The organism is Leclercia sp. UBA1284 (assembly GCF_002308415.1).
Classification (GTDB): domain Bacteria; phylum Pseudomonadota; class Gammaproteobacteria; order Enterobacterales; family Enterobacteriaceae; genus Enterobacter; species Enterobacter pneumoniae.
On the sequence record NZ_DBUS01000007.1, the window covers coordinates 252,927 to 276,631 of the forward strand.

Consider the following 23,705-nt stretch of genomic DNA (forward strand, 5'->3'; position numbering starts at 1 on the left):
TTTCGGCCTGGTAAGGGAAAACTTTACGAAAATCGTCCTGATCGTTTGCAGAATTTACTCTTCATCCTGCCTGGCGGAGCGCTGCTGACCCAGCGCAATAAACTCCCGCAGTAGTCCGGTCAACTGCTGCATCTTCTCTGCGGTAAATTCCGCCTCGATCTGCTGATACACCTCTTCCACTTCGGCCTGGGCGTGGGCGTACAGCGCCTGCCCCTCTTTGGTAAGCGAAACATAGAGTTTGCGCTGGTCATTCACCGGTTTTAATCGCAACACCAGCCCTACGCTCTCCATCCGGGTGAGGATGCCGGTCAGGCTGGGGCGCAGAATGCAGGTTCGAAAGGCGAGATCGTGGAAATCCATATTCGGGTTTTCAGCCAGCACGCGCACGATGCGCCACTGCTGCTCCGTCAGATTATGGCGTTTGACGATGGGGCGAAACCAGGCCATCGCCGCTTCCCTGGCCTGAAGCAAAGCAATGGTGAGTGAGTCGTGCATAGCACCTCCCTTAAAATCATTAACAAGCTAACAATCGTCTCCGACGGACTCTGACTGCCTCCTTCACGTGAAGAAAAAAGTCTAACAGAAAACAGATAAAATCATTAACTCACTGTATATAAACACAATTATTATAAACATGTAAATTTATTGTTATTGGTATCACAAATATTTCACTTCCGTTTGCCAATGTCCGAACGAAAGCCTAAAACCTATTCATTAATATATTAACGAACTCAAAACCGGGCAACAGAGCCTGAGGAGAGAGCAATGAAAGGTACGGTTTTCGCAGTCGCCCTCAACCACCGCAGCCAGCTTGCCGCCTGGCAAGAGGCATTTGGACAGCCCCCCTACAACACACCGCCTAAAACAGCGGTATGGTTTATCAAACCGCACAATACGGTGATTCAGGCCGGTGAGCCGATCCCCCACCCCGCCGGTGAAAAGGTGCTGAGCGGGGCGACGGTTGCGTTGATTGTGGGCAAAACCGCCAGCCGCGTGCGGGTAGACGAGGCGCAGCACTACATTGCCGGTTACGCGCTGGCGAACGACGTGAGCCTGCCGGAAGAGAGCTTTTACCGCCCGGCCATCAAGGCGAAATGCCGCGACGGCTTTTGCCCGCTCGGGGAACTGGCCGCCGTTGATAATATCGATAACCTGAACATCATCACCGAAATCAATGGCCGCGAAGCTGACCACTGGAACACCGGCGATCTCGAGCGCAATGCCGCCGAACTGCTGAGCGCCCTGAGCGAATTCGCCACCCTCCAGCCCGGTGACGCCATTCTGCTGGGTACCCCACACACCCGCGCCGAGATCCGTCCCGGCGATCGCGTGCGCATTCTGGCTGAAGGTTTCCCGCCGCTGGAAAACCCGGTAGTGGATGATCACGACGTCGCCATTACACCGGCCACACCCCCGCACGCCACGCTGTTTGCCCTCGGGCTGAATTACGCCGATCACGCCAGCGAACTGGCCTTCACTCCGCCCACCGAGCCGCTGGTGTTTATTAAAGCGCCGAACACCCTTAACGGTGATAACCAGACGTCGGTGCGCCCGAACAACGTCGAGTACATGCACTATGAGGCGGAGCTGGTGGTGGTCATCGGCAAAACCGCGCGTAAGGTCAGTGAGGCCGACGCGATGGACGTTGTTGCGGGCTACACCCTCTGCAACGATTACGCCATCCGCGACTATCTCGAAAACTACTACCGCCCCAACCTGCGGGTGAAAAGCCGCGACGGGCTAACGCCGATCGGCCCGAACATCGTGCCGAAAGCTGCCATTCCCGATCCGCACAACCTCACCCTGCGCACCTTCGTTAACGGCGAACTGCGACAGGAAGGCACGACGGCAGACCTCATCTTCAGTATCCCGTTCCTGATCGCGTATCTGAGTGAATTTATGACCCTGCAGCCGGGCGACATGATCGCCACCGGCACGCCGAAGGGGCTCTCCGACGTGGTCCCGGGCGATGAAGTGGTGGTGGAAGTGGAAGGCGTAGGTCGCCTGGTCAACCGGATTGTCAGCGAGGAGACGACAAAATGAAAAAGATAAACCATTGGATCAACGGCAAAAACGTGGCGGGTAGCGACTACTTCCACACCACCAACCCGGCCTCCGGGGAGGTCTTAGCGGAAGTGGCCTCCGGCGGTGAAGCGGAGATCCATCAGGCGGTCGCCGCCGCGAAAGAAGCCTTCCCGAAATGGGCCAACCTGCCGATGAAAGAGCGCGCGCGCCTGATGCGCCGGCTGGGGGAGCTGATCGACGAGAACGTCCCGGCGATCGCTGCCATGGAGACCGCCGACACCGGCCTGCCGATCCACCAGACCAAAAACGTGCTGATCCCGCGCGCCTCGCACAACTTCGAGTTCTTCGCCGAGGTGTGCCAGCAGATGAACGGCAAAACCTACCCGGTCGACGACACCATGCTCAACTACACCCTGGTGCAGCCGGTGGGCGTTTGCGCGCTGGTCTCACCGTGGAACGTGCCCTTTATGACCGCCACCTGGAAGGTCGCGCCGTGCCTGGCGCTGGGTAACACTGCGGTACTGAAGATGTCTGAACTCTCCCCGCTGACCGCCGACCGCTTAGGCGAGCTGGCGCTGGAGGCGGGTATCCCGGCGGGGGTGCTGAACGTGGTGCAGGGCTATGGCGCGACGGCCGGTGATGCGCTGGTGCGTCATCACGACGTGCGTGCCGTCTCGTTCACTGGCGGCACCGCCACCGGGCGCAACATCATGAAAAACGCCGGGCTGAAAAAATACTCAATGGAGCTGGGCGGCAAATCGCCGGTGCTGATTTTTGAGGATGCCGACATCGAACGCGCCCTGGACGCTGCCCTGTTCACCATCTTCTCCATCAACGGCGAGCGCTGCACCGCCGGTTCGCGCATTTTCATTCAGCAGAGCATCTACCCGGAATTCGTCAAACGCTTCGCCGAACGCGCCAGCCGCCTGCGGGTGGGCGACCCGACCGATCCCAACACTCAGGTTGGCGCGCTGATCAGCGCCCAGCACTGGGAAAAAGTCTCCGGCTATATCCGCCTCGGTATTGAGGAAGGGGCGACCCTGCTGGCGGGCGGGCCGGATAAACCCACCGATCTGCCTGCGCACCTGAAAGGCGGCAACTTCCTGCGCCCGACGGTGCTGGCGGATGTCGATAACCGGATGCGCGTGGCCCAGGAGGAGATCTTCGGGCCGGTAGCCTGCCTGCTGCCGTTTAAGGACGAAGCGGAAGGCCTGCGCCTGGCGAACGACGTGGAGTACGGCCTGGCGTCGTATATCTGGACCCAGGACGTCAGCAAAGTGCTGCGCCTGGCACGCAACATCGAAGCGGGCATGGTGTTTGTCAACACCCAGAACGTGCGCGACCTGCGCCAGCCGTTTGGCGGCGTGAAGGCCTCCGGCACCGGGCGCGAGGGCGGCGAGTACAGCTTTGAAGTGTTCGCCGAGATGAAAAACGTCTGCATCTCGATGGGCAACCATCCGATTCCAAAGTGGGGTATCTGATATGGGCACCTTAGCGTTAGCGGCAAAAATCACCCACGTGCCGTCGATGTACCTTTCCGAACTGCCGGGCAAAAACCACGGCTGCCGCCAGTCGGCCATTGACGGGCATAAAGAGATCAGCAAGCGCTGCCGCGAGCTGGGGGTCGATACCATTATCGTCTTCGACACCCACTGGCTGGTGAACAGCGCCTATCACATTAACTGTGCGGACCATTTTTCCGGCGTCTACACCAGTAACGAGCTGCCGCACTTTATCCGCGACATGACCTACGACTACGACGGCAACCCGGAACTCGGGCAGTTGATCGCCGACGAGGCGGTGAAGCTCGGCGTGCGCGCCAAAGCGCACAACATCCCGAGCCTGAAGCTGGAGTACGGCACCCTGGTGCCAATGCGCTACATGAACGCGGATAAGCACTTCAAAGTGGTTTCCATTTCGGCGTTCTGCACCGTTCACGATTTCGCCGACAGCCGCAGGCTCGGCGAGGCCATCGTCAGCGCCATCGAAAAATATGACGGCACCGTAGCGGTGCTCGCCAGCGGCTCGCTTTCGCACCGCTTTATCGACGACCAGCGCGCGGAAGAAGGGATGAACAGCTACACCCGCGAGTTTGACCGTCAGATGGACGAGCGCGTGGTCAAGCTGTGGCGCGAGGGCCAGTTCAAAGAGTTTTGCAGCATGCTGCCGGAGTACGCCGACTACTGCTACGGCGAGGGCAACATGCACGACACGGTGATGCTGCTGGGGATGCTCGGCTGGGACAAATACGACGGCAAAGTGGAGTTCCTCACCGAGCTGTTCGCCAGCTCCGGTACCGGTCAGGTTAACGCCGTTTTCCCGCTGCCCGCGTAAGGAGCCATCATGCCGCACTTTATTGCTGAATGTACCGACAACATCCGCGAGCAGGCCGACCTGCCGGGGCTGTTTGCCAGGGTGAACGCGGCGCTGGCCGCCACGGGTATCTTTCCGATCGGCGGTATCCGCAGCCGCGCCCACTGGCTGGATACCTGGCAGATGGCCGACGGGAAACACGATTATGCCTTCGTGCACATGACGCTGAAGATTGGCGCGGGGCGCAGCCTGGAGAGCCGTCAGCAGGTGGGCGAGATGCTGTTTGCGCTGATTAAAGATCATTTCGCCGGGCTGATAGACGCACGCTATCTGGCGCTGTCGTTTGAAATCGAAGAGCTGCATCCGACGCTCAATTACAAGCAAAACAACGTGCACGCGTTGTTTAAGTAGTACCTCTCGATCTGTCCCCTCTCCCTTTGGGAGAGGGTTAGGGTGAGGGAAATCTCTGCGGCCTGACTGACGCCCTCACCCCGGCCCTCTCCCACAGGGAGAGGGAGAAAACAATACAACAGGATATCGCCATGCTCGACAAACATACCCACACCCTGATCGCCCACCGCCTGCATCAGGCGGAACAGTCCCGGGAGCAGATCCGCGCGATCTCGCTGGAGTATCCGGAGATCACCATAGAAGACGCCTACGCTGTTCAGCGCGAATGGGTGAGCCTGAAAATTGCCGAGGGCCGCGTGCTGAAGGGCCATAAGATCGGCCTGACCTCCAAAGCGATGCAGGCCAGTTCGCAGATTAGCGAGCCGGACTATGGCGCGCTGCTGGACGATATGTTCTTCCACGATGGCAGCGACATCCCCGTCGATCGCTTTATCGTCCCGCGCATCGAAGTGGAGCTGGCCTTCGTGCTGGCAAAACCCCTGCGCGGCCCAAACTGCACGATCTTCGACGTCTACAACGCCACGGACTATGTGATCCCCGCCCTGGAACTGATCGACGCTCGCTGTCACAACGTTGATCCTGAAACCCAGCGCCCGCGCAAGGTGTTCGACACCATCTCCGATAACGCCGCCAACGCGGGGGTGATCCTCGGCGGCCGCCCGATTAAGCCCGACGAACTGGATCTGCGCTGGATCTCCGCCCTGCTCTATCGCAACGGCGTCATCGAAGAGACCGGCGTCGCCGCGGGCGTGCTTAACCACCCGGCGAACGGCGTGGCGTGGCTGGCGAACAAGCTTGCGCCGTACGACGTTCAGCTTGAGCCCGGCCAGATCATCCTCGGCGGCTCCTTTACCCGCCCGGTTGCCGCCAGCCGGGGCGACACCTTCCACGTGGACTACGGCAACATGGGGTCCATCAGCTGCCGCTTTGTCTAGGAGACGACCATGCAAAACGCATTCAAAACGGCACTGAAAGCCGGAACACCGCAAATCGGTTTGTGGCTGGGACTGACCAGCAGCTACAGCGCGGAACTGCTGGCGGGCGCAGGCTTCGACTGGCTGCTGATCGACGGAGAGCACGCCCCGAACAGCGTGCAGACAGTCTTAACCCAGCTGCAGGCCATCGCCCCCTATGCCAGCCAGCCGGTGGTGCGCCCGTCATGGAACGATCCGGTGCAGATCAAACAGCTGCTGGACGTGGGCGCGCAAACGCTGCTGGTGCCGATGGTGCAGAACGCCGACGAAGCGCGTCTGGCGGTGAGCGCTACCCGCTATCCGCCTGCGGGTATCCGTGGGGTCGGCAGCGCGCTGGCGCGGGCATCACGCTGGAACCGCATCCCGGATTACCTGCAACAGGCCAACGACGCCATGTGCGTACTGGTGCAAATTGAAACTCGCGAGGCGCTGAAAAACCTGCCGCAGATCCTCGACGTGGAAGGCGTCGACGGCGTGTTTATTGGCCCGGCGGATCTCAGTGCCGATATGGGATTTGCCGGTAACCCGCAACATCCCGAGGTGCAGGCCGCCATCGAACGGGCCATCACGCAAATCCGCGAGGCGGGGAAAGCCCCCGGCATTCTGATGGCGAACGAAGCGCTGGCGAAACGCTATCTCGAGCTCGGGGCGCTGTTCGTCGCGGTTGGCGTCGACACTACTCTACTCGCCCGCAGCGCCGAAGCGCTGGCCGCACGCTTTATCGATAAACCGGTTACGTCAGTAAATAACAATAAATCCGTCTACTAAAGGTAAGATCAGGAGCGCAGCATGACGACCTCTACCCTGCAAGATGAAAAAGCCGTTGAACATCGTGCCATTAACAAGCTGTTCCGTCGTTTGATCGTGTTTCTCTTTATTCTGTTTGTCTTTTCCTTCCTTGACCGCATCAACATCGGCTTTGCCGGGCTGACAATGGGCAAGGATCTGGGCCTGACCTCTACCATGTTTGGCCTGGCCGCCACGCTGTTTTACGTTACCTATGTTCTGTGCGGGATCCCGAGCAACATTATGCTGGCGAAGGTGGGTGCGCGCCGCTGGATCGCCAGCATCATGGTGGTATGGGGCATCGCCTCCACCTGTACGATGTTCGCCACCAGCCCGGAAACGCTCTACGTTCTGCGCATGCTGGTGGGGATTGCCGAAGCCGGCTTCCTGCCGGGGATCCTGGTCTATCTTACCTGGTGGTTCCCGGCATACCATCGCGCCCGCGCCAACGCGCTGTTTATGATCGCTATGCCGGTCACCATGATGCTCGGCTCGATCCTCTCCGGCTATATTCTGGCGATGGACGGCTTGTGGAACCTGAAAGGCTGGCAGTGGCTGTTCCTGCTGGAGGGGCTGCCCTCCGTGGTGCTCGGGGTGGTGACCTGGTTTTATCTTAACGACACACCGGACCAGGCGAGCTGGCTGGACGAGGACGAAAAGCGGGCGCTGAAAACAATGATCGCCCGCGAACAGGAGCTGGCTATCGCGCGCCCCTCCACGCCGCGCTCAACGCTGCGCGAGGTGTTAACCCCGGCGGTGCTGCTCTACACGCTGGCCTACTTCTGTCTGACCAACACCCTGAGCGCCATCAACATCTGGACGCCGCAGATCCTCCAGAGCTTCAACACTGGCAGCAGCAATATCGTGATCGGCCTGCTGGCGGCGATCCCGCAATTCTGTACCATCCTCGGGATGATCTGGTGGAGTCGCCGCTCCGACAGGCTAAAAGAGCGAAAAAAGCACACCATCCTGCCGTACCTGTTCGCCGCGGCGGGCTGGATGCTGGCCTCCGCAACGGATCACGGCCTGATCCAGCTGCTTGGCATCATTATGGCCTCAACCGGAGCCTTTACCGCTATGGCGATCTTCTGGACCACCCCGGATCGGGTCATTAGCCTGCAGTCCCGGGCGGTGGCGCTGGCGGTGATCAACGCCATCGGTAACGTCGGATCGGCCGTCAGTCCGCTGCTGATCGGCATTCTGCGCGACGCGACCGGCAGCTTCAGCTCAGGTTTGTGGTTTGTCGCCGGGCTGCTGGTGGTTGGCGCGCTCGTGCTGACCCGTATTCCGATGACGCAGCAGGATCAACAGAGGAACGACCATGTGCCAGAGCCCTATCGCCAACATTGATATCAGCAAAGAGTATGACGAAAGCCTGGGCACCGACGATGTGCACTATCAGTCGTTTTCTCGCATGGCGGCCTTCTTTGGCCGCGACATGCAGGCGCACCGGCACGACCAGTATTTTCAGATGCACTTTCTCGATACCGGACAGATTGAGCTGCAACTTGACGATCACCGCTACTCGGTGCAGGCCCCGCTGTTTGTCCTCACGCCGCCGTCGGTGCCACACGCGTTCATCACCGAATCGGACAGCGACGGCCACGTGCTGACGGTACGCGAGGATCTGATCTGGCCGCTGCTGGAGGTGCTCTATCCCGGCACCCGGGAGGCGTTCGGCCTGCCGGGGATCTGCCTCTCGCTGGCCGATAAACCGGACGAGCTTTTGGCGCTAAAACACTACTGGCAGCTGATAAAGCGCGAATCCACCGCGCAGCTGCCCGGCCGCGAGCATACGCTGGTACTTTTAGCCCAGGCGGTCTTTACGTTGCTGCTGCGCAACGCGAAGCTCGACGACCATGCTTCAAGCGGCATGCGGGGCGAGCTAAAGCTTTTCCAGCGCTTTACCCAGCTGATTGACGCGCATTACCACCAGCACTGGACGGTGCCAGAATATGCCAGCGAGCTGCATCTCACCGAATCGCGCCTGACGGATATCTGCCGCCGCTTCGCCAACCGCCCGCCAAAACGGCTGATCTTCGACCGTCAGCTGCGCGAGGCCAGACGGCTGCTGCTTTTTTCCGACAGCGCGGTGAACGAGGTGGCCTGGAAGCTCGGCTTTAAAGACCCGGCCTATTTTGCCCGCTTTTTTAACCGGTTAGTGGGGTGTTCACCGAGCGCGTATCGGGCGCAGAAAGTACCGGTTACCCCTCACCCCGGCCCTCTCCCCAAAGGGGGGAGGGTGTAACTATTCCCTCTCCCCTTTGGGGAGAGGGTTAGGGTGAGGGGACAGCGATCACAAAACCCGATCTCACCCGAAAAGTACCCGCCGTTGTCCCAATCGTCCCTTCACGTTCCCTTCCTCTCAAGCTTCAATTAAACAACAAAAACAAAACATAAATTTAACAATCATCTTCCGATACGAGGTCCCTATGAAGCCTGAAGATTTCCGCGCCGATGCCAAACGCCCGCTCACCGGCGAAGAGTATTTAAAAAGCCTGCAGGATGGCCGCGAGATTTATATCTACGGCGAACGCGTTAAAGACGTCACCACCCATCCGGCATTTCGTAACGCGGCGGCGTCCATCGCGCAGATGTACGACGCGCTGCACAAGCCGGACATGCAGGACACCCTCTGCTGGGGCACCGATACCGGCAGCGGCGGTTACACCCACAAATTCTTCCGGGTGGCGAAAAGCGCCGATGACCTGCGCCAGCAGCGTGATGCCATCGCTGAGTGGTCCCGCCTGAGCTACGGCTGGATGGGCCGAACGCCTGACTACAAAGCGGCTTTCGGCTGCGCGCTGGGGGCTAACCCGGCGTTCTACGGCCAGTTTGAGCAGAACGCCCGTAACTGGTACACCCGCATTCAGGAGACCGGCCTGTACTTTAACCACGCCATCGTCAACCCGCCGATCGACCGCCACAAACCGGCGGACGAGGTCAAAGATGTCTACATCAAGCTGGAGAAAGAGACCGACGCCGGGATCATCGTCAGCGGCGCGAAAGTGGTGGCAACCAACTCGGCGCTGACCCACTACAACATGATCGGCTTTGGCTCCGCGCAGGTGATGGGCGAAAACCCGGACTTCGCGCTGATGTTCGTCGCGCCGATGGATGCCGAGGGCGTGAAGCTGATCTCCCGCGCCTCCTACGAGATGGTGGCCGGTGCCACCGGCTCGCCGTATGACTATCCACTCTCCAGCCGCTTCGACGAGAACGATGCGATCCTGGTGATGGATCATGTGCTGATCCCGTGGGAGAACGTGCTGATCTACCGCGATTTCGATCGCTGCCGCCGCTGGACCATGGAGGGAGGATTTGCCCGCATGTACCCGCTGCAGGCCTGCGTACGTCTGGCGGTGAAGCTCGATTTCATCACCGCCCTGCTGAAAAAATCGCTGGAGTGTACCGGTACCCTGGAGTTTCGCGGCGTGCAGGCCGATCTTGGCGAAGTGGTGGCCTGGCGCAACATGTTCTGGGCATTGAGCGACTCCATGTGCTCGGAGGCGACCCCGTGGGTCAACGGTGCGTACCTGCCGGACCACGCGGCGCTCCAGACCTACCGCGTGATGGCCCCAATGGCCTACGCCAAAATCAAAAATATTATTGAGCGCAACGTTACCAGCGGCCTGATCTACCTGCCGTCCAGCGCCCGGGATCTGAACAACCCGCAGATCGACCAGTATCTGGCGAAGTACGTGCGCGGCTCCAACGGCATGGATCACGTCGAGCGCATCAAAATCCTGAAACTGATGTGGGATGCCATCGGCAGCGAGTTCGGTGGCCGCCACGAGCTGTATGAGATCAACTACTCCGGCAGCCAGGATGAGATCCGCCTGCAGTGCCTGCGACAGGCGCAAAGCTCCGGCAACATGGACAAGATGATGGCGATGGTCGACCGCTGCATGTCCGAGTACGACCAGCACGGCTGGACCGTGCCGCACCTGCACAACAACACCGATATCAACATGCTGGACAAGCTGCTGAAATAACGCAGCGGGAGGTTTCAATGCAATTAGATGAACAACGCCTGCGTTTTCGCGACGCGATGGCCAGCCTGTCGGCGGCGGTCAACATTGTCACTACTGAGGGTGAGGCGGGACGCTGTGGCATTACCGCGACGGCGGTTTGCTCGGTTACTGATACGCCACCGTCCGTGATGGTGTGCCTCAATGCCAACAGCGCCATGAACCCGGTCTTTCAGGGTAACGGCAAACTGTGCATTAACGTGCTAAACCATGAACAGGAGCTGATGGCCCGCCACTTCGCCGGGATGACTGGCATGGCGATGGAAGAGCGGTTCAGCCTCTCCTGCTGGCAGAAAGGGCTGCTGGGTCAGCCGCTACTAAAAGGGGCGCTGGCAAGCCTTGAAGGCGAAATCAGCCAGGTACAGACCATCGGTACCCATCTGGTCTATCTGGTGGCGATCAAAAATATTGTCCTGGCTGAAGAGGGCCACGGGCTCATCTACTTTAAACGCCGTTTCCACCCGGTCATGATGGCACTGGAAGCCGCGCTTTAACCCTCTCTGCGCTGGCATTCTTTGATGACCAGCGCAAAATTTCCTCTCTTTTCCTCTCCTGCACAAAAAGCATTAATGTTTATCGCAAATCACGCCGTTATATATATCCATAAGAGAAATTTTCATGTCATTGACACGGCTGACATATTTTGTCAGCAGCGTGGGCATAATTCACAGCAATGCTTTAGTTTACGGGAACTTTATTATGACAATTCCGAGCAGGAGTCGGTCAGCGGAGAGGCTGGTCGATATTCTGATGGAGCTGCATTTACACGGTGTGGTTAGCCGACATGCCCTGATGCACAAATTTAATATTACCGAGCGGACAGTCTATCGGGACCTCAATGCGCTCTCCCCTATTGTTGAACATACCGGAGGCGGACAATACCGCTTAATCCACGCAGTACAAAACTCGGCCGGACAGGGGTTGCACCATACCATTGCTAACTTCCTGAATGCCGATAGCTTTTTCCCGGACAGAGGCACGGAGTTCTGGCAAAAACTGGAGTCACGCGTCGACGAGAGTTATATTCAAATCCTTAACAATGATGCCGAACATTCGGTCGAAAACGATATCCGTCGATATTTACCGTCGATTGAGAAATCGATTAAAAATCGTAATGTTTGCAAGATCGTTTATAAAGACAAAAATCGTACTGTTCACCCCTATAAACTGATTAACAAAAAGAACATCTGGTATTTGCAGGCGACTGAAAATGGCCGTTTGAAATCGTTTTCTTTAAGCCAGATTAAATGGCTCGATATTCAGAATGCCACTTTTAGCCCTGAAGAACACGCGATAGCGCTGCTGGAAAAGAACCTTAGCCCGTGGGTTTCGGAAGATACTTTCGAAGTGAAAATATTTATTAACAATACTATCTCGCACTACTTTCGCCGCCGCAATTTGCTGCCGCAGCAAGAGATTCTGGAAGATCACGCTCACGGCACCACTATTCGCTGCATGGCGGCACACGAGAATCAGATCCTGCCGCTGATTTTCTACTGGCTGCCCAATATTCAGGTACTGGAGCCCGCGTGGCTTAAGCAAAAGATGGTCAAAACGCTGGAGAGCTATCTGACGCCCGAAACCTGACCCGCAGGCCGCGTGATCCTTATCACACTCTCTCCTTCCCGCACGGCGAGCCTCAACCGCTCGCCCTCTTTTTTGACCGTTCATCGCCCCATTTAACCACTCACGCATTTACCGTCCTTTACGCGCGCGGGGATCTGGCACGATCGCCGTAGCATTACTCACTACATCTACAACATACCCTGACCCTTTTTTCAGCTAAAAAACCAGGTCTTATTATGGATACCAAAAAACTACTTAAGCACGTGCCCTGGGCGCTCCTCGGGATCCTCGGCGCTTTCTGTCTGGCAGTGGTTGCACTACGCCGGGGCGAGCACGTTAGCGCCCTGTGGATCGTGGTCGCCTCCGTCTCTGTCTATTTAGTGGCCTACCGCTACTACAGCTTATACATCGCGCAGAAGGTCATGAAGCTCGACCCTACGCGCGCTACCCCGGCGGTCATTAATAATGACGGCCTGAACTACGTGCCAACTAACCGCTACGTGCTGTTTGGCCACCACTTTGCCGCGATCGCCGGCGCGGGTCCGCTGGTCGGCCCGGTACTGGCCGCGCAGATGGGGTACTTGCCGGGTACCCTCTGGCTGCTCGCAGGCGTAGTGCTGGCAGGCGCGGTGCAGGACTTTATGGTGCTGTTTATCTCCTCGCGCCGTAACGGCTCCTCGCTGGGTGAGATGATCAAAGAAGAGATGGGCCGCGTGCCGGGGACTATCGCCCTGTTCGGCTGCTTCCTGATTATGATCATCATCCTCGCGGTGCTGGCCCTGATCGTGGTGAAAGCGCTGGCTGAAAGTCCGTGGGGCGTCTTTACCGTCTGCTCTACCGTACCGATTGCGCTCTTTATGGGCATTTACATGCGCTTCCTGCGCCCTGGCCGCGTAGGCGAGGTGTCGGTGATTGGTATCGTGCTGCTGGTGGCCTCAATCTATTTTGGCGGCATCATCGCCCACGACCCTTACTGGGGCCCGGCGCTGACCTTCAAAGACACCACCATCACCTTTGCGCTGATTGGCTATGCGTTCATCTCCGCCCTGCTGCCGGTCTGGCTGATTCTGGCCCCGCGTGACTATCTAGCCACCTTCCTGAAAATCGGCGTTATCGTGGGCCTGGCCATCGGGATTGTGATCATCAACCCTGAGCTGAAAATGCCGGCGGTCACCCAGTACATCGATGGTACCGGTCCGCTGTGGAAGGGGGCGCTGTTCCCGTTCCTGTTTATCACCATCGCCTGTGGCGCCGTGTCTGGCTTCCACGCACTCATCGCTTCCGGCACCACGCCGAAGCTGATGGCTAACGAAACTGACGCGCGCTTTATCGGTTATGGCGCGATGCTGATGGAGTCCTTTGTGGCGATCATGGCGCTGGTTGCAGCCTCCATTATCGAACCGGGTCTCTACTTTGCGATGAACACCCCGCCAGCCGGTCTGGGCATCACCATGCCAAACCTGCATGAGATGGGCGGCGAAAATACCGCAATGATCATGGCGCAGCTGAGAGAGGCCAGCGCACATGCGGCGGCAACCGTCAGCTCGTGGGGCTTTGTGATCTCGCCTGAGCAGATCATGCAGACCGCGAAAGACATCGGCGAACCATCGGTACTGAACCGTGCTGGCGGCGCACCGACGCTGGCTGTGGGTATCGCCCACGTGTTCCACAAAGTGCTGCCGTGGGCGGACATGGGCTTCTGGTACCACTTCGGTATTCTGTTTGAAGCGCTGTTTATCCTCACCGCGCTGGACGCGGGTACCCGTGCGGGCCGCTTTATGCTGCAGGATTTACTCGGCAACTTCGTGCCGTTCCTGAAGAAAACCGATTCCCTGGTGGCGGGCGTTCTGGGTACCGCGGGCTGCGTCGGTCTGTGGGGTTACCTGCTGTATCAGGGCGTGGTCGATCCGCTGGGCGGCGTGAAGAGCCTGTGGCCGCTGTTCGGTATCTCTAACCAGATGCTGGCGGCCGTGGCGCTGGTACTTGGCACCGTGGTACTGGTGAAGATGAAACGCACCAAATACATCTGGGTGACGGTAGTACCGGCCTGCTGGCTGCTGCTCTGCACGACCTGGGCGCTGGGCCTGAAGCTCTTCAGCGCCAATCCACAGCTGGAAGGCTTCTTCTTTATGGCTAACCAGTACAAAGAGAAGATTGCCGCTGGCGGCGCGGATCTGACCGCGCAGCAGATTGCCAACATGAACCATATCGTGGTGAACAACTACACCAACGCAGGTCTGAGTATTCTGTTCCTGGTGGTGGTGTATAGCATTATCTTCTACGGCATCAAAACCTGGATGAAAGTGCGTAATACCGACGGTCGTACGGATAAAGAGACCCCATACGTGCCGGTACCGGAAGGCGGCGTGAAGACCTCTTCACACCATTAAACCTTCCCCCTCACCCTAACCCTCTCCCTCAAGGGAGAGGGGACTGCCCGGCGCGCTCTTTTCTCCCTCGCCGGGCTTTTTTGTCTGGGAGGCATAATGTTTGGTAATTTAGGCGAAGCAAAAAAATACCTCGGTCAGGCGGCGAAAATGCTGATTGGCATTCCGGACTATGACAACTACGTTGAACATATGAAGACCAACCACCCGGATAAGCCGTACATGACCTACACCGAATTCTTCCGCGAGCGACAAGAAGCGCGCTACGGCGGAAGTGGAAAAGGCGGCGTTCGCTGCTGCTAAAGGAGAGACCATGACCCCGATTGCCGTTACCCTGCTCACCGGCTTTCTTGGCGCCGGTAAAACGACCCTGCTGCGCCACATCCTCAACGAACAGCACGGTTTCAAAATCGCCGTCATCGAAAACGAATTTGGTGAAGTGTCCGTTGACGATCAGCTGATTGGCGATCGCGCCACCCAGATCAAAACCCTTACCAACGGCTGCATCTGCTGCACCCGCTCTAATGAACTCGAAGACGCCCTGCTGGATCTACTCGATAGCCGCGATCGCGGGGAGATCGACTTCGACCGCCTGGTGATTGAGTGCACCGGCATGGCCGATCCCGGCCCGATTATCCAGACCTTCTTCTCGCATGAGATCCTCTGCCAGCGCTATCTGCTCGACGGGGTGATCGCTCTGGTGGATGCAGTGCATGCCGACGAGCAGATGAACCAGTTCACCATCGCCCAGTCGCAGGTAGGCTACGCGGACCGTATCCTGCTCACCAAAACCGACGTGGCAGGCGACAGCGAGAAACTGCGCGAGCGGTTGACGCGCATTAACTCACGCGCCCCGATTTACACCGTGACGCACGGCGATATTGACCTGGCACAACTGTTCAACACCAACGGCTTTATGCTGGAAGAGAACGTCACCTCAAAACCGCGCTTTCACTTTATGGGCGACAAGCAAAATGACGTCTCGTCGATTGTGGTGGAGCTGGATTACCCGGTAGATATCAGCGAAGTCTCCCGGGTGATGGAGAACCTGCTGTTGTCGTTCGCAGACAAGCTGCTGCGCTATAAAGGCATGCTATGGATCGACGGGGAGCCGAACCGTCTGCTGTTCCAGGGCGTGCAGCGGCTCTATAGCGCCGACTGGGACAGACCCTGGGGCGAAGAAGTGCCGCACAGCGTGATGGTGTTTATTGGCATTGCGCTGCCGGAAGAAGAGATTCGGGCGGCATTTGCGGGGCTGCGTAAGTAAACACACTAGTGCCCTTCTCCCTTTGCAGAGGGGCACTAGCTTATACATTGAGCGTTCCACCTATCGCGATAGATAATATTGCCTTCCGTATACTTCCAGGTTATCGACTCATAACGTAATTCCAGCGTCTCCAGATGCGTGCTGCTCAGACCATTAGGCGACAGGTACGGCGAAACCGTTATCAGCTTTACGTTATCCAGCGTGATAGTGAAATATTCGGCCTCAATGCCGGACTCAAGAATACGGTACATCCTGAAGATTGCTCTCTTCAACGTGCGCCCCTCACACACCGCGCGATAAAGGATCGGGGTTGTCTGGTCGAACTCTTTGACGACGATAATAGGGCTGTGAACCCGTGTACTGGTGAGCTTGCCCCAGTTGGGATCAACGGGAATGGTTACGCTGTGAGAGAAAGACTTTAATTCAATGGAGCCTAAGCGCAGAGGCATTAAACAGCTACCGACAATGGGAGAGCCGTTTTCATCTTCTAGCCATAAGTGTGCGGGGGCAGACATATTATTTCCTTAGTAAAATTTTGAAGGTTAACGCTTTACCACTTTACATAACGTGCAAATATATAAATTATTAAAATCGCAAAGAGACCAATAGGCCAGAGTGGGCCCTCGCGAAAAAAATGTATATATGACAATGCAAACACGATCACACATAATTGTGGCGCATATAATGCAAACAGTTGTCGAACTAACCAAAGGAGCATTCTTTTAATGTATATCATTGTCCTACCGAATCATCCTTACAATGATATCTGCAATTTCCTCGTCTGAAACCCAATGTGCTTTTAATGCGCCCGCACGCTGAAATAGAGGTTCAATCAAGAAATACATCATTTCTAACTCTTGCGTATATAATGTCGCGTAATAAGCAGGATAAGAGAATTCGAGTCTACGAGCGCTATCGGCGGCCTTTTGAACAATGCCATATAGACTCACCCCCACTGTAGCTATACCAGCTATACGTCCTACAAGGACACTCATTTCAAGTCGAAGACCCATGCCCACAGCAACGGAGGTTGCCGTAGCTAATGCGAACCCGACTCTGGAAAGAGAGCTAGCAGCAATATGAACATTCGCAGCCATCAACATCTTTTTGATTCTGTCTAATTGTTCAGCTGTTTTATTTTTAAATATTTCCTCAAAATATACTTTGAGCAATTCATAAACAACATCTTTTCGTTGCAAAAGATTAACTACTCCATATAAAAATCTCCGGTCTTCAGTTTGCTGTCTTTTACACACATCCTGATACTCATCCGTAAAACATGAGGTGTAATATAATGCCCGCGTTGCACCGGCACCCATTGTTTCGATTTGATTCGTTACCGCCATCTTTACGCCTGCAACCGCATGATCAAGTTTCACTGCGAGAATCTTATTAGACTGCAAATAACTGATGACGTCGTTCCGGTAATACATGGACGCTCCTTGCCAATAATGACATCCTGCAAAAAGTGTATGTACTGCCTGTTTTCGAGTAAATGGATAAGGAGAGTTTCATTTGCGATCGCGATCAGAATTTAAAAAGACAATAAACCGGCTTACACTACCTAAGACTCACAAACGTTTTACACGCAATTTTTGGCCAAATGAAATCTGCGTCCAATATTCGCACTATCTATACGTAGAGGTGACAAAATAGTGAGTTGATTTTAACCAAAGAAATGTAAACTTACGTTGTTATCTATGACAAATGAAACACTTTAGTGAAATTATTAGCGGCTTAATTAATGCGTCCCGAATCACTATTCCTTCCCTGTTCAATGTCCGTTTAGAAAAAAATTAAACCTGGACTAAACGCCGAACCATTACGCATTGACGCCAGAACAAACCAATCTTTTACAAACACAAAAAGGTTAATCCATTAACAAAACCAGCATAAAACCTCGATCCTCATCACATTTGCAGTCATAAACATCGCTTGCTAAGGTGCCCTCAGATTAATTTGATGACGAGGAAAACCACATGAAAAAACTGAATATCTTTATTCTTGCCGCGCTGACTGCGGTATCGGGTTCCGCACTGGCGATGGGCGGCAGCATTGAGCAGGGTAAAAACTACACCAACCTCAATCTGGAAATGGGTAAATCCTCGTCCGGCCTCTATGCCGAAAGCAACTGGCTGAAAAACACTGACGACGGCACCCAGACCGGCGGCGTAGGTGCAGGTTATAACCTGGAACTGGGTCCGGTCATGCTGAACGCAGGCGCAAAAGCGATCTACATCGGCCCGAAAAAAGGCGATAACGGCGTTGCGTTCCCGATTGGCGGTGGCGTAAACGTGGCGCTGACTGACAGCATCCACGTTTTCGGTGAAGGGTATGCCGCACCGGAAGGGCTGAACAACAGCGTGAAGAACTACGTTGAAGCCAACGGTGGCGTAAGCTGGACGCCAATCAAACCCGTAACGCTGAAAGTGGGCTATCGCCACGTGAGCGTTGACGGCAAAGATGGCCGCCCTGGCCACACCCTGATCGACGGTGCTTATGTCGGCGGCGGCGTGAGCTTCTAAAGCGCCCTAAAAACAAAAAACCTGCCAGATGGCAGGTTTTTTTTGGCTGATGCCTTACCGGCGTATGACCACCAGCTTCTGGTTCACAAACTCTTTGATCCCCAGGTCCGACAGCTCGCGTCCGTAACCGGAACGCTTCACGCCACCAAACGGCAGCTCGGCGGCGGTATCGGTGAGCCAGTTGATCCACACCATCCCGGTTTCGATACGCGAAGCCATCTTTTTAGCGCGCTCGGTGTCTTTGCTGAACACCGCTCCGCCCAGGCCGTAGTGGGAATCGTTGGCGAGGGCAACCGCCTCGTCGTCGTTTTTCACCACGTAAATCTGCGCCACCGGGCCGAAGAACTCTTCAAAGTACGCCGGGTTATCGCGGGTGATATTGGTCAGGATCGTCGGCTCGAAGAAACAGCCCTCGCGCGAAACGGGCTTACCGCCCAGATGCAGCGTCGCGCCATTTTTCACCGCCTCGTCCACCTGTTTGGTCAGGGTTTCCAGCGCGTCTTTGGACGACAGCGGCCCCAGGGTGGTGCTCTCGTCAAGCGGGTCGCCAACCTTCAGCTGTTTGAAGGCCTCGGTATATTTTTGCAGGAACTGCTCAGCGATGCCTTCGTGCAGGATAAAGCGTTTTGCAGCGGTACAGACCTGCCCGGCGTTAGCGATACGGGCGTTAACCCCGATTTTCACCGCCTTCTCCACATCCGCATCGTCCAGTACCACGAACACGTCATTACCGCCCAGTTCGAGGGTCGATTTTTTGATGTGCTTCGCCGCCTGAGCGGCCACCACGCTACCGGCCTTTTCCGAGCCCGTCAGCGCTGCGCCCTGCACGCGATCGTCGGCGATGATGTTCGCCACCTGATCTGAAGAGATAAAGAGGTTAGTCCATGCCCCTTCCGGCGCACCGGCTTCGCGCACCAGGTGGGCAAAGGCTTCGGCACAGTGCGGCACAATGCTGGCATGTTTGGCAAGCACCGGGTTACCGGCCGCCAGGTTCGGCGCCAGCACGCGCATCAGCTGGTAGAACGGGAAGTTCCACGGCTCCACGGCCATCACCACGCCAATCGGGTGATGCTCAACCCAGGCTTCGCCCATCTCGGAAGGGTATTTCACCGGTGCAAGAAATTGCTTCGCGTTATCAGCGTAGTAGCGGGCAATTTGCGCACAGAGCTTCACCTCGCCGCGACTCTGCTCTATGAGTTTACCCATCTCCGTACTGGCAATCTTCGCCAGCTCTTCGGTTCGCGCATCGATCAGATCCGCCAGTTTATGCAGCACCGGCAGGCGTTTATCGATACTGCCTTTCGCCCACTCGGAGTGATAAAGCGCGTCCGCCGTCTTTAGCGCCGCTTCGATATCGGCATCGGTATGGGAGGGGTATTCCTTGATGAGCTTGCTGGTAGCAGGATTCACTGTTTGATAAGCCATTATTGCCTCCTTTTTTAACGCAGAGGCTTATAAGGGTAGTCAAAATGGCTGGGGTTGAAGGTAAAGTTCGGTATATTCGCAGCGCTACATCGAGGTGGCGTGGGTTATTTTGGCCAGCATCGCTTCGCGTAAACCCGGGTTTGGTACCCTTTCCTGGGACCTTTTAACCACGCTCTGATCTGCGCATCGATACACACCGAGGCCTGCGTGATTAACGGCCTCGCAAATCCCAAAGCGTTCTCGCAAAAATATCCGGCTGGCAACGCCAGAGAACAAGGGACAGCAGGACACCTCCCCCCTCCCATGCTATAACTCCCCTCTACGCCCCCGCACAGGCACCCTTTATGACTCAGACTCGCCACGTCAATCAGACCTTCCTCCGCCGGCCCGGCGTTGAGCTGCGCAGCACCTGGCAGAGCACCCTGGCCTATAAAAGTCACAGCCATGCGCAACTCTCCATTGGCGCCATCCTTGAAGGGCAGACCTGCTGCACGTGCGAGGGTGAAGCGTTAATCCTTCAGCCTGGCGATTTGATTGTCATCCCCGCCCATATGCCGCACAGTTGCAATCCGCTGGCGGGACAGCCTCGCAGCTACCACATGCTCTATCTTGATACCGACATCCAGCCACGGCAGCAGGTGATCCGCAGCGACGCGCTGTTCAGCCTCTATCTCGAGATCGTCAATACGCTATCGCCCACGGCCATTACGCGCCTGCTAACAACCCTTGCCACACAGCCCACCGCCTGCGGATCCCTGCGCCCTACCAGCCTTGCGTTGCAAGACGCATTGCGCCACAGCCTGCACGCCCCGCCCTCGCTGGACGCCTTCGCCCGGCGCTTTTCGCTACGCAAAGAGACCTTAATCAGAACCTTTAAGCAAGATACCGGACTGACGCCCGGCGCCTTTCTGAACGTTTCACGTATTGAGTTCGCTAAAGCGCGGCTGCGTGCCGGAGATGACATTGCCGACGTCAGCTACCAGAGCGGTTTTGCCGATCAGAGTCATTTCCATAAAACCTTTGTCCGCTATACCGCCGCCACGCCGCGCCAGTACGCGACGGGTCGATCAATATCTGACAATAATTAACTCGCGCCTCACTCCAGGATGACCTTAGTATTTATTGATGAGGTCATGATGGAACTGCTTAGCACACTTTTTCCCTCCGCGTTTCTCGCCCTGGCGCTGGCCCATTTCGTGGCGCTGTTAAGCCCGGGTCCTGATTTCTTTTTACTGATAGGGTTTGCCGCCCGCCACCGCCTGCGCGGTAGCGCCGGGTTATGCGTAGGCATCGCCGCAGGCAATGGGCTGTACATACTGCTGGTGATTTTGGGATCCCACGCGCTGCGTCAGTTCACGCTGCTCTTTACGCTGATTGAGCTACTGGGCGCGCTTTATCTGCTGTGGCTCGGCTGGCTGCTGGTGCGTAGCCCGGCGAGGCCACTCAGGTTAGCCAGCACAGCGCAACGCTACCCCTCCTGGTGCAGGCAGCTCCTGCTGGGGCTGGGGTCGGCGCTGTTAAATCCGAAAAATGCCCTTTTCTACCTGGCACTCATGACCGCCCTGTTGGGGCCAGATGTTACCCTGGTGCAGCAGTCGGTGAGCGGTATCTGGATGGTCATGGTGGTGCTGACGTGGGATCTGGCCCTGGTCTCCTGTCTCGCCCTGCCTGCGGTACAAGCGCGTCTGTGCAACAACGTATGGAAAATCGAGCGTACGGCGGGCGCGATACTGCTGCTCTTCGGCGCCGGGATTATCGTCCGATTTTTGCATCTTCTTCCCGCTTCACTCTATCCTTAACCCTATGGAAAAATTAGCTGAACTCAAACGCGCCAAGCTGCTGGCGCTGTCGCTGCTGCTGATCGCCGCCGCGACCTTTATCGCCACCCTCTTTTTGCCGCAAACTTTCTGGGTGCGCGGCGTCAAAGCCATTGCTGAAGCGGCGATGGTGGGGGCGCTGGCAGACTGGTTTGCGGTCGTCGCTCTGTTTCGCCGGGTGCCCATTCCGTTTATTGCCCGCCATACGGCGATTATTCCGCGCAATAAGGACCGGATCGGCGACAATCTCGGGCAGTTCGTGCAGGAGAAGTTTCTCGATACCCAGTCGCTCATCACCCTCATTCGCCGTCACGAACCGGCCCTGTTGATTGGCAACTGGTTCAGCCAGCCGGATAACGCGCAGCGCGTGGGGCTGCATATCATGCAGGTGATGAGCGGATTTCTGGAACTGACCGATGATGGGCGCATTCAGCGAATGCTCAAACGCGCCGTCCATAAGGCGCTCGATAAGGTCGATTTCAGCGAAACCAGCGCCGCCATGCTGGAGAGCATGACGAAGAATGGCCGCCACCAGGTGCTGCTGGATGCGGTGATTAATCGCCTGATCACCCTGTTACAGCGCGACAGCACCCGAGATTTCATCGCCGCGCAAATTGTCCACTGGCTGAAGACCGAACACCCACGCAAAGCAATGGTTCTCCCTACCGAGTGGCTGGGAGATCAGAGCGCCGAAGTGGTGTCGAACGCGGTCAATGCCATTCTGGATGACGTGAGCCACGACCGCACCCACCAGATCCGCCAGGCCTTTGATCGGGCGGTGCTGAAGCTGGTTGAAAACCTGAAAAACGACCCGGAAACCGCCGCTAAAGCCGAGAACATCAAAACCTATCTCAAGAACGACGAGGCCTTTAACCGCTACCTGGGTGAGATGTGGGGCGACCTGCGTCAGTGGCTGAAGAGCGACATGCAGAGCGAGGACTCCCGGGTTAAACAGCGCATCGCCAACGCCGGACTGTGGTTTGGTGAGACCCTGGTTGCCGATAGCAACCTGCGTAACTCGCTCAATGAGCATCTGGAACAGGCCGCGCACCGCGTGGCGCCAGAGTTCGCCACCTTCCTTACCCGCCATATCAGCGACACGGTAAAAGGCTGGGATGCCAAAGACATGTCGCACCAGATTGAGTTAAACATCGGCAAAGATCTGCAGTTTATCCGCGTCAACGGCACCCTGGTGGGCGGGACCATTGGTCTTATCCTGTTCCTTCTCTCGCAAATACCGACGTTTATCCATTAAGCGCCCTGAGGATCAGCGCGCGCATACTGCTCACCGCGGCATTGGCGGATCGGTCGCACGTATGCAGCGCCATTTCCAGCTCTCCGGCGTCGGGCAGCAGACCGCGGTCGGTCTGTAGCGCGTCAGGCAGGCCGATACCTGTGCGAAGCGTCACGCCAAGCCCGGCGTTAACGCCCGCCCAGAGTCCGCTCAGGCTGTGGCTGGTAAAGGCGATGCGCCAGGGGATCCCCGCGGCGTCGAGGGCGGCAATTGCCCTGCTGCGCAACAGGCACGGCGCGTCAAACACCACCAGCGGTAGCGGCTCGCCTCTGAGCAGAAACGCCTCCAGCTCTTCTCTGGTGCGGCACACCCACCTCAGCGGTTCACTGCGCACCACCTCGCCGCCTCGCTCCTCTTGCCAGACCAGCGCGAGATCAAGCTCGCCCTGGGCGACGCCCCGCAGCAGCGCCTGATTACGGTCTACGCGCGCGGTGATGCGCAGGCCCGGATGCTGCTGGCTGAAGCGGCCCAGCACCCCCGGCATCAGCGACTCCCCGAAATCCTCCTGCATGCCCAGACGCACCTCTCCCTGCAGCAGCTCCCCCTTGATAGCACGCAGCGCCTCATCGTTCAGCGCCAGCATCCGGCGGGCATAGCTCAGCAGGATCTCTCCGGCCGGGGTCAACGCCAGCGTACGGCCCTGCCGCACGGTTAGCGGGCTGCCGCACTGCTGCTCCAGCTTTTTTAACTGCGCGCTAATGGCCGAGGTAGAGCGGCACAGCCTCTCTGCCGCCTCGGCAAAGCTGGCCGAATCGGTACCTTCAACAAAACTACGCAGCGCATCCAGATCGAGGGCTAACAGACGCTTATCCATACCATCCTTATTTTCAGGACGTTTCATCCCAAAGGTTGTGATTTTCTTTATGGTGACAGCCTGAGAAAGT

General features: G+C 57.1%; 23 protein-coding genes. 18 read left to right on the forward strand and 5 right to left on the reverse strand.

What is annotated here, in order from left to right:
* Nucleotides 1-54: 54 nt before the first annotated feature.
* The gene (hpaR, locus tag B3511_RS15915) at nucleotides 55-495 is read right to left on the reverse strand and encodes a homoprotocatechuate degradation operon regulator HpaR (RefSeq protein ID WP_040077306.1); all 441 of its coding nucleotides are present in this window, start codon (nucleotides 493-495) and stop codon (nucleotides 55-57) included.
* Nucleotides 496-765: 270 nt separating this feature from the next.
* Here hpaR and hpaG point away from each other — a divergent pair, with 270 nt between their 5' ends.
* The 14 genes from hpaG (at nucleotide 766) to yjiA (ending at nucleotide 15,760) form a co-directional block, all read left to right on the forward strand.
* Entirely contained in the window at nucleotides 766-2,043 is a 1,278-nt protein-coding gene (gene hpaG / locus B3511_RS15920) for a 4-hydroxyphenylacetate degradation bifunctional isomerase/decarboxylase (RefSeq protein ID WP_212478245.1), read from the forward strand.
* A complete protein-coding gene (hpaE, locus tag B3511_RS15925) occupies nucleotides 2,040-3,506 on the forward strand; it encodes a 5-carboxymethyl-2-hydroxymuconate semialdehyde dehydrogenase (protein ID WP_286783764.1) in 1,467 nt (488 codons plus the stop codon). The genes hpaG and hpaE overlap by 4 nt, the downstream gene beginning before the upstream one ends.
* 1 nt (nucleotide 3,507) lies before the next feature.
* Nucleotides 3,508-4,359 carry a 3,4-dihydroxyphenylacetate 2,3-dioxygenase gene (hpaD, locus tag B3511_RS15930; RefSeq protein WP_040077310.1) on the forward strand — a complete coding sequence of 284 codons (852 nt, stop codon included), beginning with the start codon at nucleotides 3,508-3,510 and terminating at the stop codon, nucleotides 4,357-4,359.
* Nucleotides 4,360-4,368: 9 nt separating this feature from the next.
* Nucleotides 4,369-4,749 (forward strand): 5-carboxymethyl-2-hydroxymuconate Delta-isomerase, encoded by a 381-nt coding sequence (locus B3511_RS15935; protein ID WP_286783765.1) that lies wholly within the window; start codon nucleotides 4,369-4,371, stop codon nucleotides 4,747-4,749.
* Between the two features lie 131 nt (nucleotides 4,750-4,880).
* Nucleotides 4,881-5,684 carry a 2-oxo-hept-4-ene-1,7-dioate hydratase gene (gene hpaH / locus B3511_RS15940; RefSeq protein WP_015572593.1) on the forward strand — a complete coding sequence of 268 codons (804 nt, stop codon included), beginning with the start codon at nucleotides 4,881-4,883 and terminating at the stop codon, nucleotides 5,682-5,684.
* A gap of 9 nt (nucleotides 5,685-5,693) precedes the next feature.
* Complete coding sequence (gene hpaI, locus B3511_RS15945) at nucleotides 5,694-6,491, forward strand: 4-hydroxy-2-oxoheptanedioate aldolase (RefSeq protein ID WP_286783766.1); 798 nt, start codon at nucleotides 5,694-5,696, stop codon at nucleotides 6,489-6,491.
* A gap of 21 nt (nucleotides 6,492-6,512) precedes the next feature.
* On the forward strand, nucleotides 6,513-7,859 hold the full coding sequence (gene hpaX / locus B3511_RS15950; protein WP_286783767.1) for a 4-hydroxyphenylacetate permease: 1,347 nt from the start codon (nucleotides 6,513-6,515) through the stop codon (nucleotides 7,857-7,859).
* Nucleotides 7,831-8,757: a 4-hydroxyphenylacetate catabolism regulatory protein HpaA gene (gene hpaA, locus B3511_RS15955; RefSeq protein ID WP_286783768.1), complete on the forward strand. Its 927-nt coding sequence runs from the start codon at nucleotides 7,831-7,833 to the stop codon at nucleotides 8,755-8,757. Before hpaX ends, hpaA begins: the two co-directional genes overlap by 29 nt.
* A 184-nt stretch (nucleotides 8,758-8,941) precedes the next feature.
* Nucleotides 8,942-10,504 (forward strand): 4-hydroxyphenylacetate 3-monooxygenase, oxygenase component, encoded by a 1,563-nt coding sequence (gene hpaB / locus B3511_RS15960; protein ID WP_010427196.1) that lies wholly within the window; start codon nucleotides 8,942-8,944, stop codon nucleotides 10,502-10,504.
* 17 nt (nucleotides 10,505-10,521) lie between these two features.
* Nucleotides 10,522-11,034, forward strand: a complete 513-nt coding sequence (locus tag B3511_RS15965) for a 4-hydroxyphenylacetate 3-monooxygenase reductase subunit (protein ID WP_040077316.1) — start codon at nucleotides 10,522-10,524, stop codon at nucleotides 11,032-11,034.
* 205 nt (nucleotides 11,035-11,239) lie between these two features.
* Nucleotides 11,240-12,127 carry a helix-turn-helix transcriptional regulator gene (locus tag B3511_RS15970; protein WP_286783769.1) on the forward strand — a complete coding sequence of 296 codons (888 nt, stop codon included), beginning with the start codon at nucleotides 11,240-11,242 and terminating at the stop codon, nucleotides 12,125-12,127.
* Between the two features lie 215 nt (nucleotides 12,128-12,342).
* Nucleotides 12,343-14,496 (forward strand): carbon starvation CstA family protein, encoded by a 2,154-nt coding sequence (locus B3511_RS15975; RefSeq protein ID WP_046886494.1) that lies wholly within the window; start codon nucleotides 12,343-12,345, stop codon nucleotides 14,494-14,496.
* Nucleotides 14,497-14,592: 96 nt separating this feature from the next.
* Nucleotides 14,593-14,796 (forward strand): YbdD/YjiX family protein, encoded by a 204-nt coding sequence (locus B3511_RS15980; protein WP_046886493.1) that lies wholly within the window; start codon nucleotides 14,593-14,595, stop codon nucleotides 14,794-14,796.
* A gap of 10 nt (nucleotides 14,797-14,806) precedes the next feature.
* Entirely contained in the window at nucleotides 14,807-15,760 is a 954-nt protein-coding gene (gene yjiA, locus B3511_RS15985; protein ID WP_286783770.1) for a GTPase, read from the forward strand.
* 35 nt (nucleotides 15,761-15,795) lie between these two features.
* On the opposite strand, the gene B3511_RS15990 is transcribed toward yjiA, so the two are convergent.
* On the reverse strand, nucleotides 15,796-16,275 hold the full coding sequence (locus tag B3511_RS15990) for an Hcp family type VI secretion system effector (protein ID WP_207292928.1): 480 nt from the start codon (nucleotides 16,273-16,275) through the stop codon (nucleotides 15,796-15,798).
* A 225-nt stretch (nucleotides 16,276-16,500) separates the two neighbouring features.
* Nucleotides 16,501-17,193 carry a hypothetical protein gene (locus B3511_RS15995; RefSeq protein WP_286783771.1) on the reverse strand — a complete coding sequence of 231 codons (693 nt, stop codon included), beginning with the start codon at nucleotides 17,191-17,193 and terminating at the stop codon, nucleotides 16,501-16,503.
* 546 nt (nucleotides 17,194-17,739) lie between these two features.
* On the opposite strand from B3511_RS15995, the gene B3511_RS16000 reads away from it, so the two are divergent.
* Entirely contained in the window at nucleotides 17,740-18,285 is a 546-nt protein-coding gene (locus B3511_RS16000) for a YfaZ family outer membrane protein (RefSeq protein ID WP_286783772.1), read from the forward strand.
* 54 nt (nucleotides 18,286-18,339) lie between these two features.
* On the opposite strand, the gene B3511_RS16005 is transcribed toward B3511_RS16000, so the two are convergent.
* Nucleotides 18,340-19,710, reverse strand: a complete 1,371-nt coding sequence (locus B3511_RS16005) for an NAD-dependent succinate-semialdehyde dehydrogenase (protein ID WP_286783773.1) — start codon at nucleotides 19,708-19,710, stop codon at nucleotides 18,340-18,342.
* Between the two features lie 344 nt (nucleotides 19,711-20,054).
* Between B3511_RS16005 and B3511_RS16015 the strand changes: the two genes are divergently transcribed.
* From B3511_RS16015 to B3511_RS16025, 3 genes are read left to right on the forward strand one after another with little or no spacing between them, the layout of a single operon-like run.
* Nucleotides 20,055-20,798, forward strand: coding sequence for a helix-turn-helix transcriptional regulator (locus B3511_RS16015; protein ID WP_212478262.1), 744 nt, complete (start codon nucleotides 20,055-20,057; stop codon nucleotides 20,796-20,798).
* A 45-nt stretch (nucleotides 20,799-20,843) separates the two neighbouring features.
* A complete protein-coding gene (locus B3511_RS16020; RefSeq protein WP_286783774.1) occupies nucleotides 20,844-21,509 on the forward strand; it encodes a LysE family translocator in 666 nt (221 codons plus the stop codon).
* Between the two features lie 4 nt (nucleotides 21,510-21,513).
* The gene (locus B3511_RS16025) at nucleotides 21,514-22,782 is read left to right on the forward strand and encodes a DUF445 domain-containing protein (RefSeq protein WP_040077327.1); all 1,269 of its coding nucleotides are present in this window, start codon (nucleotides 21,514-21,516) and stop codon (nucleotides 22,780-22,782) included.
* Here B3511_RS16025 and B3511_RS16030 read toward each other — a convergent pair.
* A complete protein-coding gene (locus tag B3511_RS16030) occupies nucleotides 22,772-23,635 on the reverse strand; it encodes a LysR substrate-binding domain-containing protein (protein ID WP_286783775.1) in 864 nt (287 codons plus the stop codon). The genes B3511_RS16025 and B3511_RS16030 overlap by 11 nt on opposite strands.
* Nucleotides 23,636-23,705 lie beyond the last annotated feature (70 nt).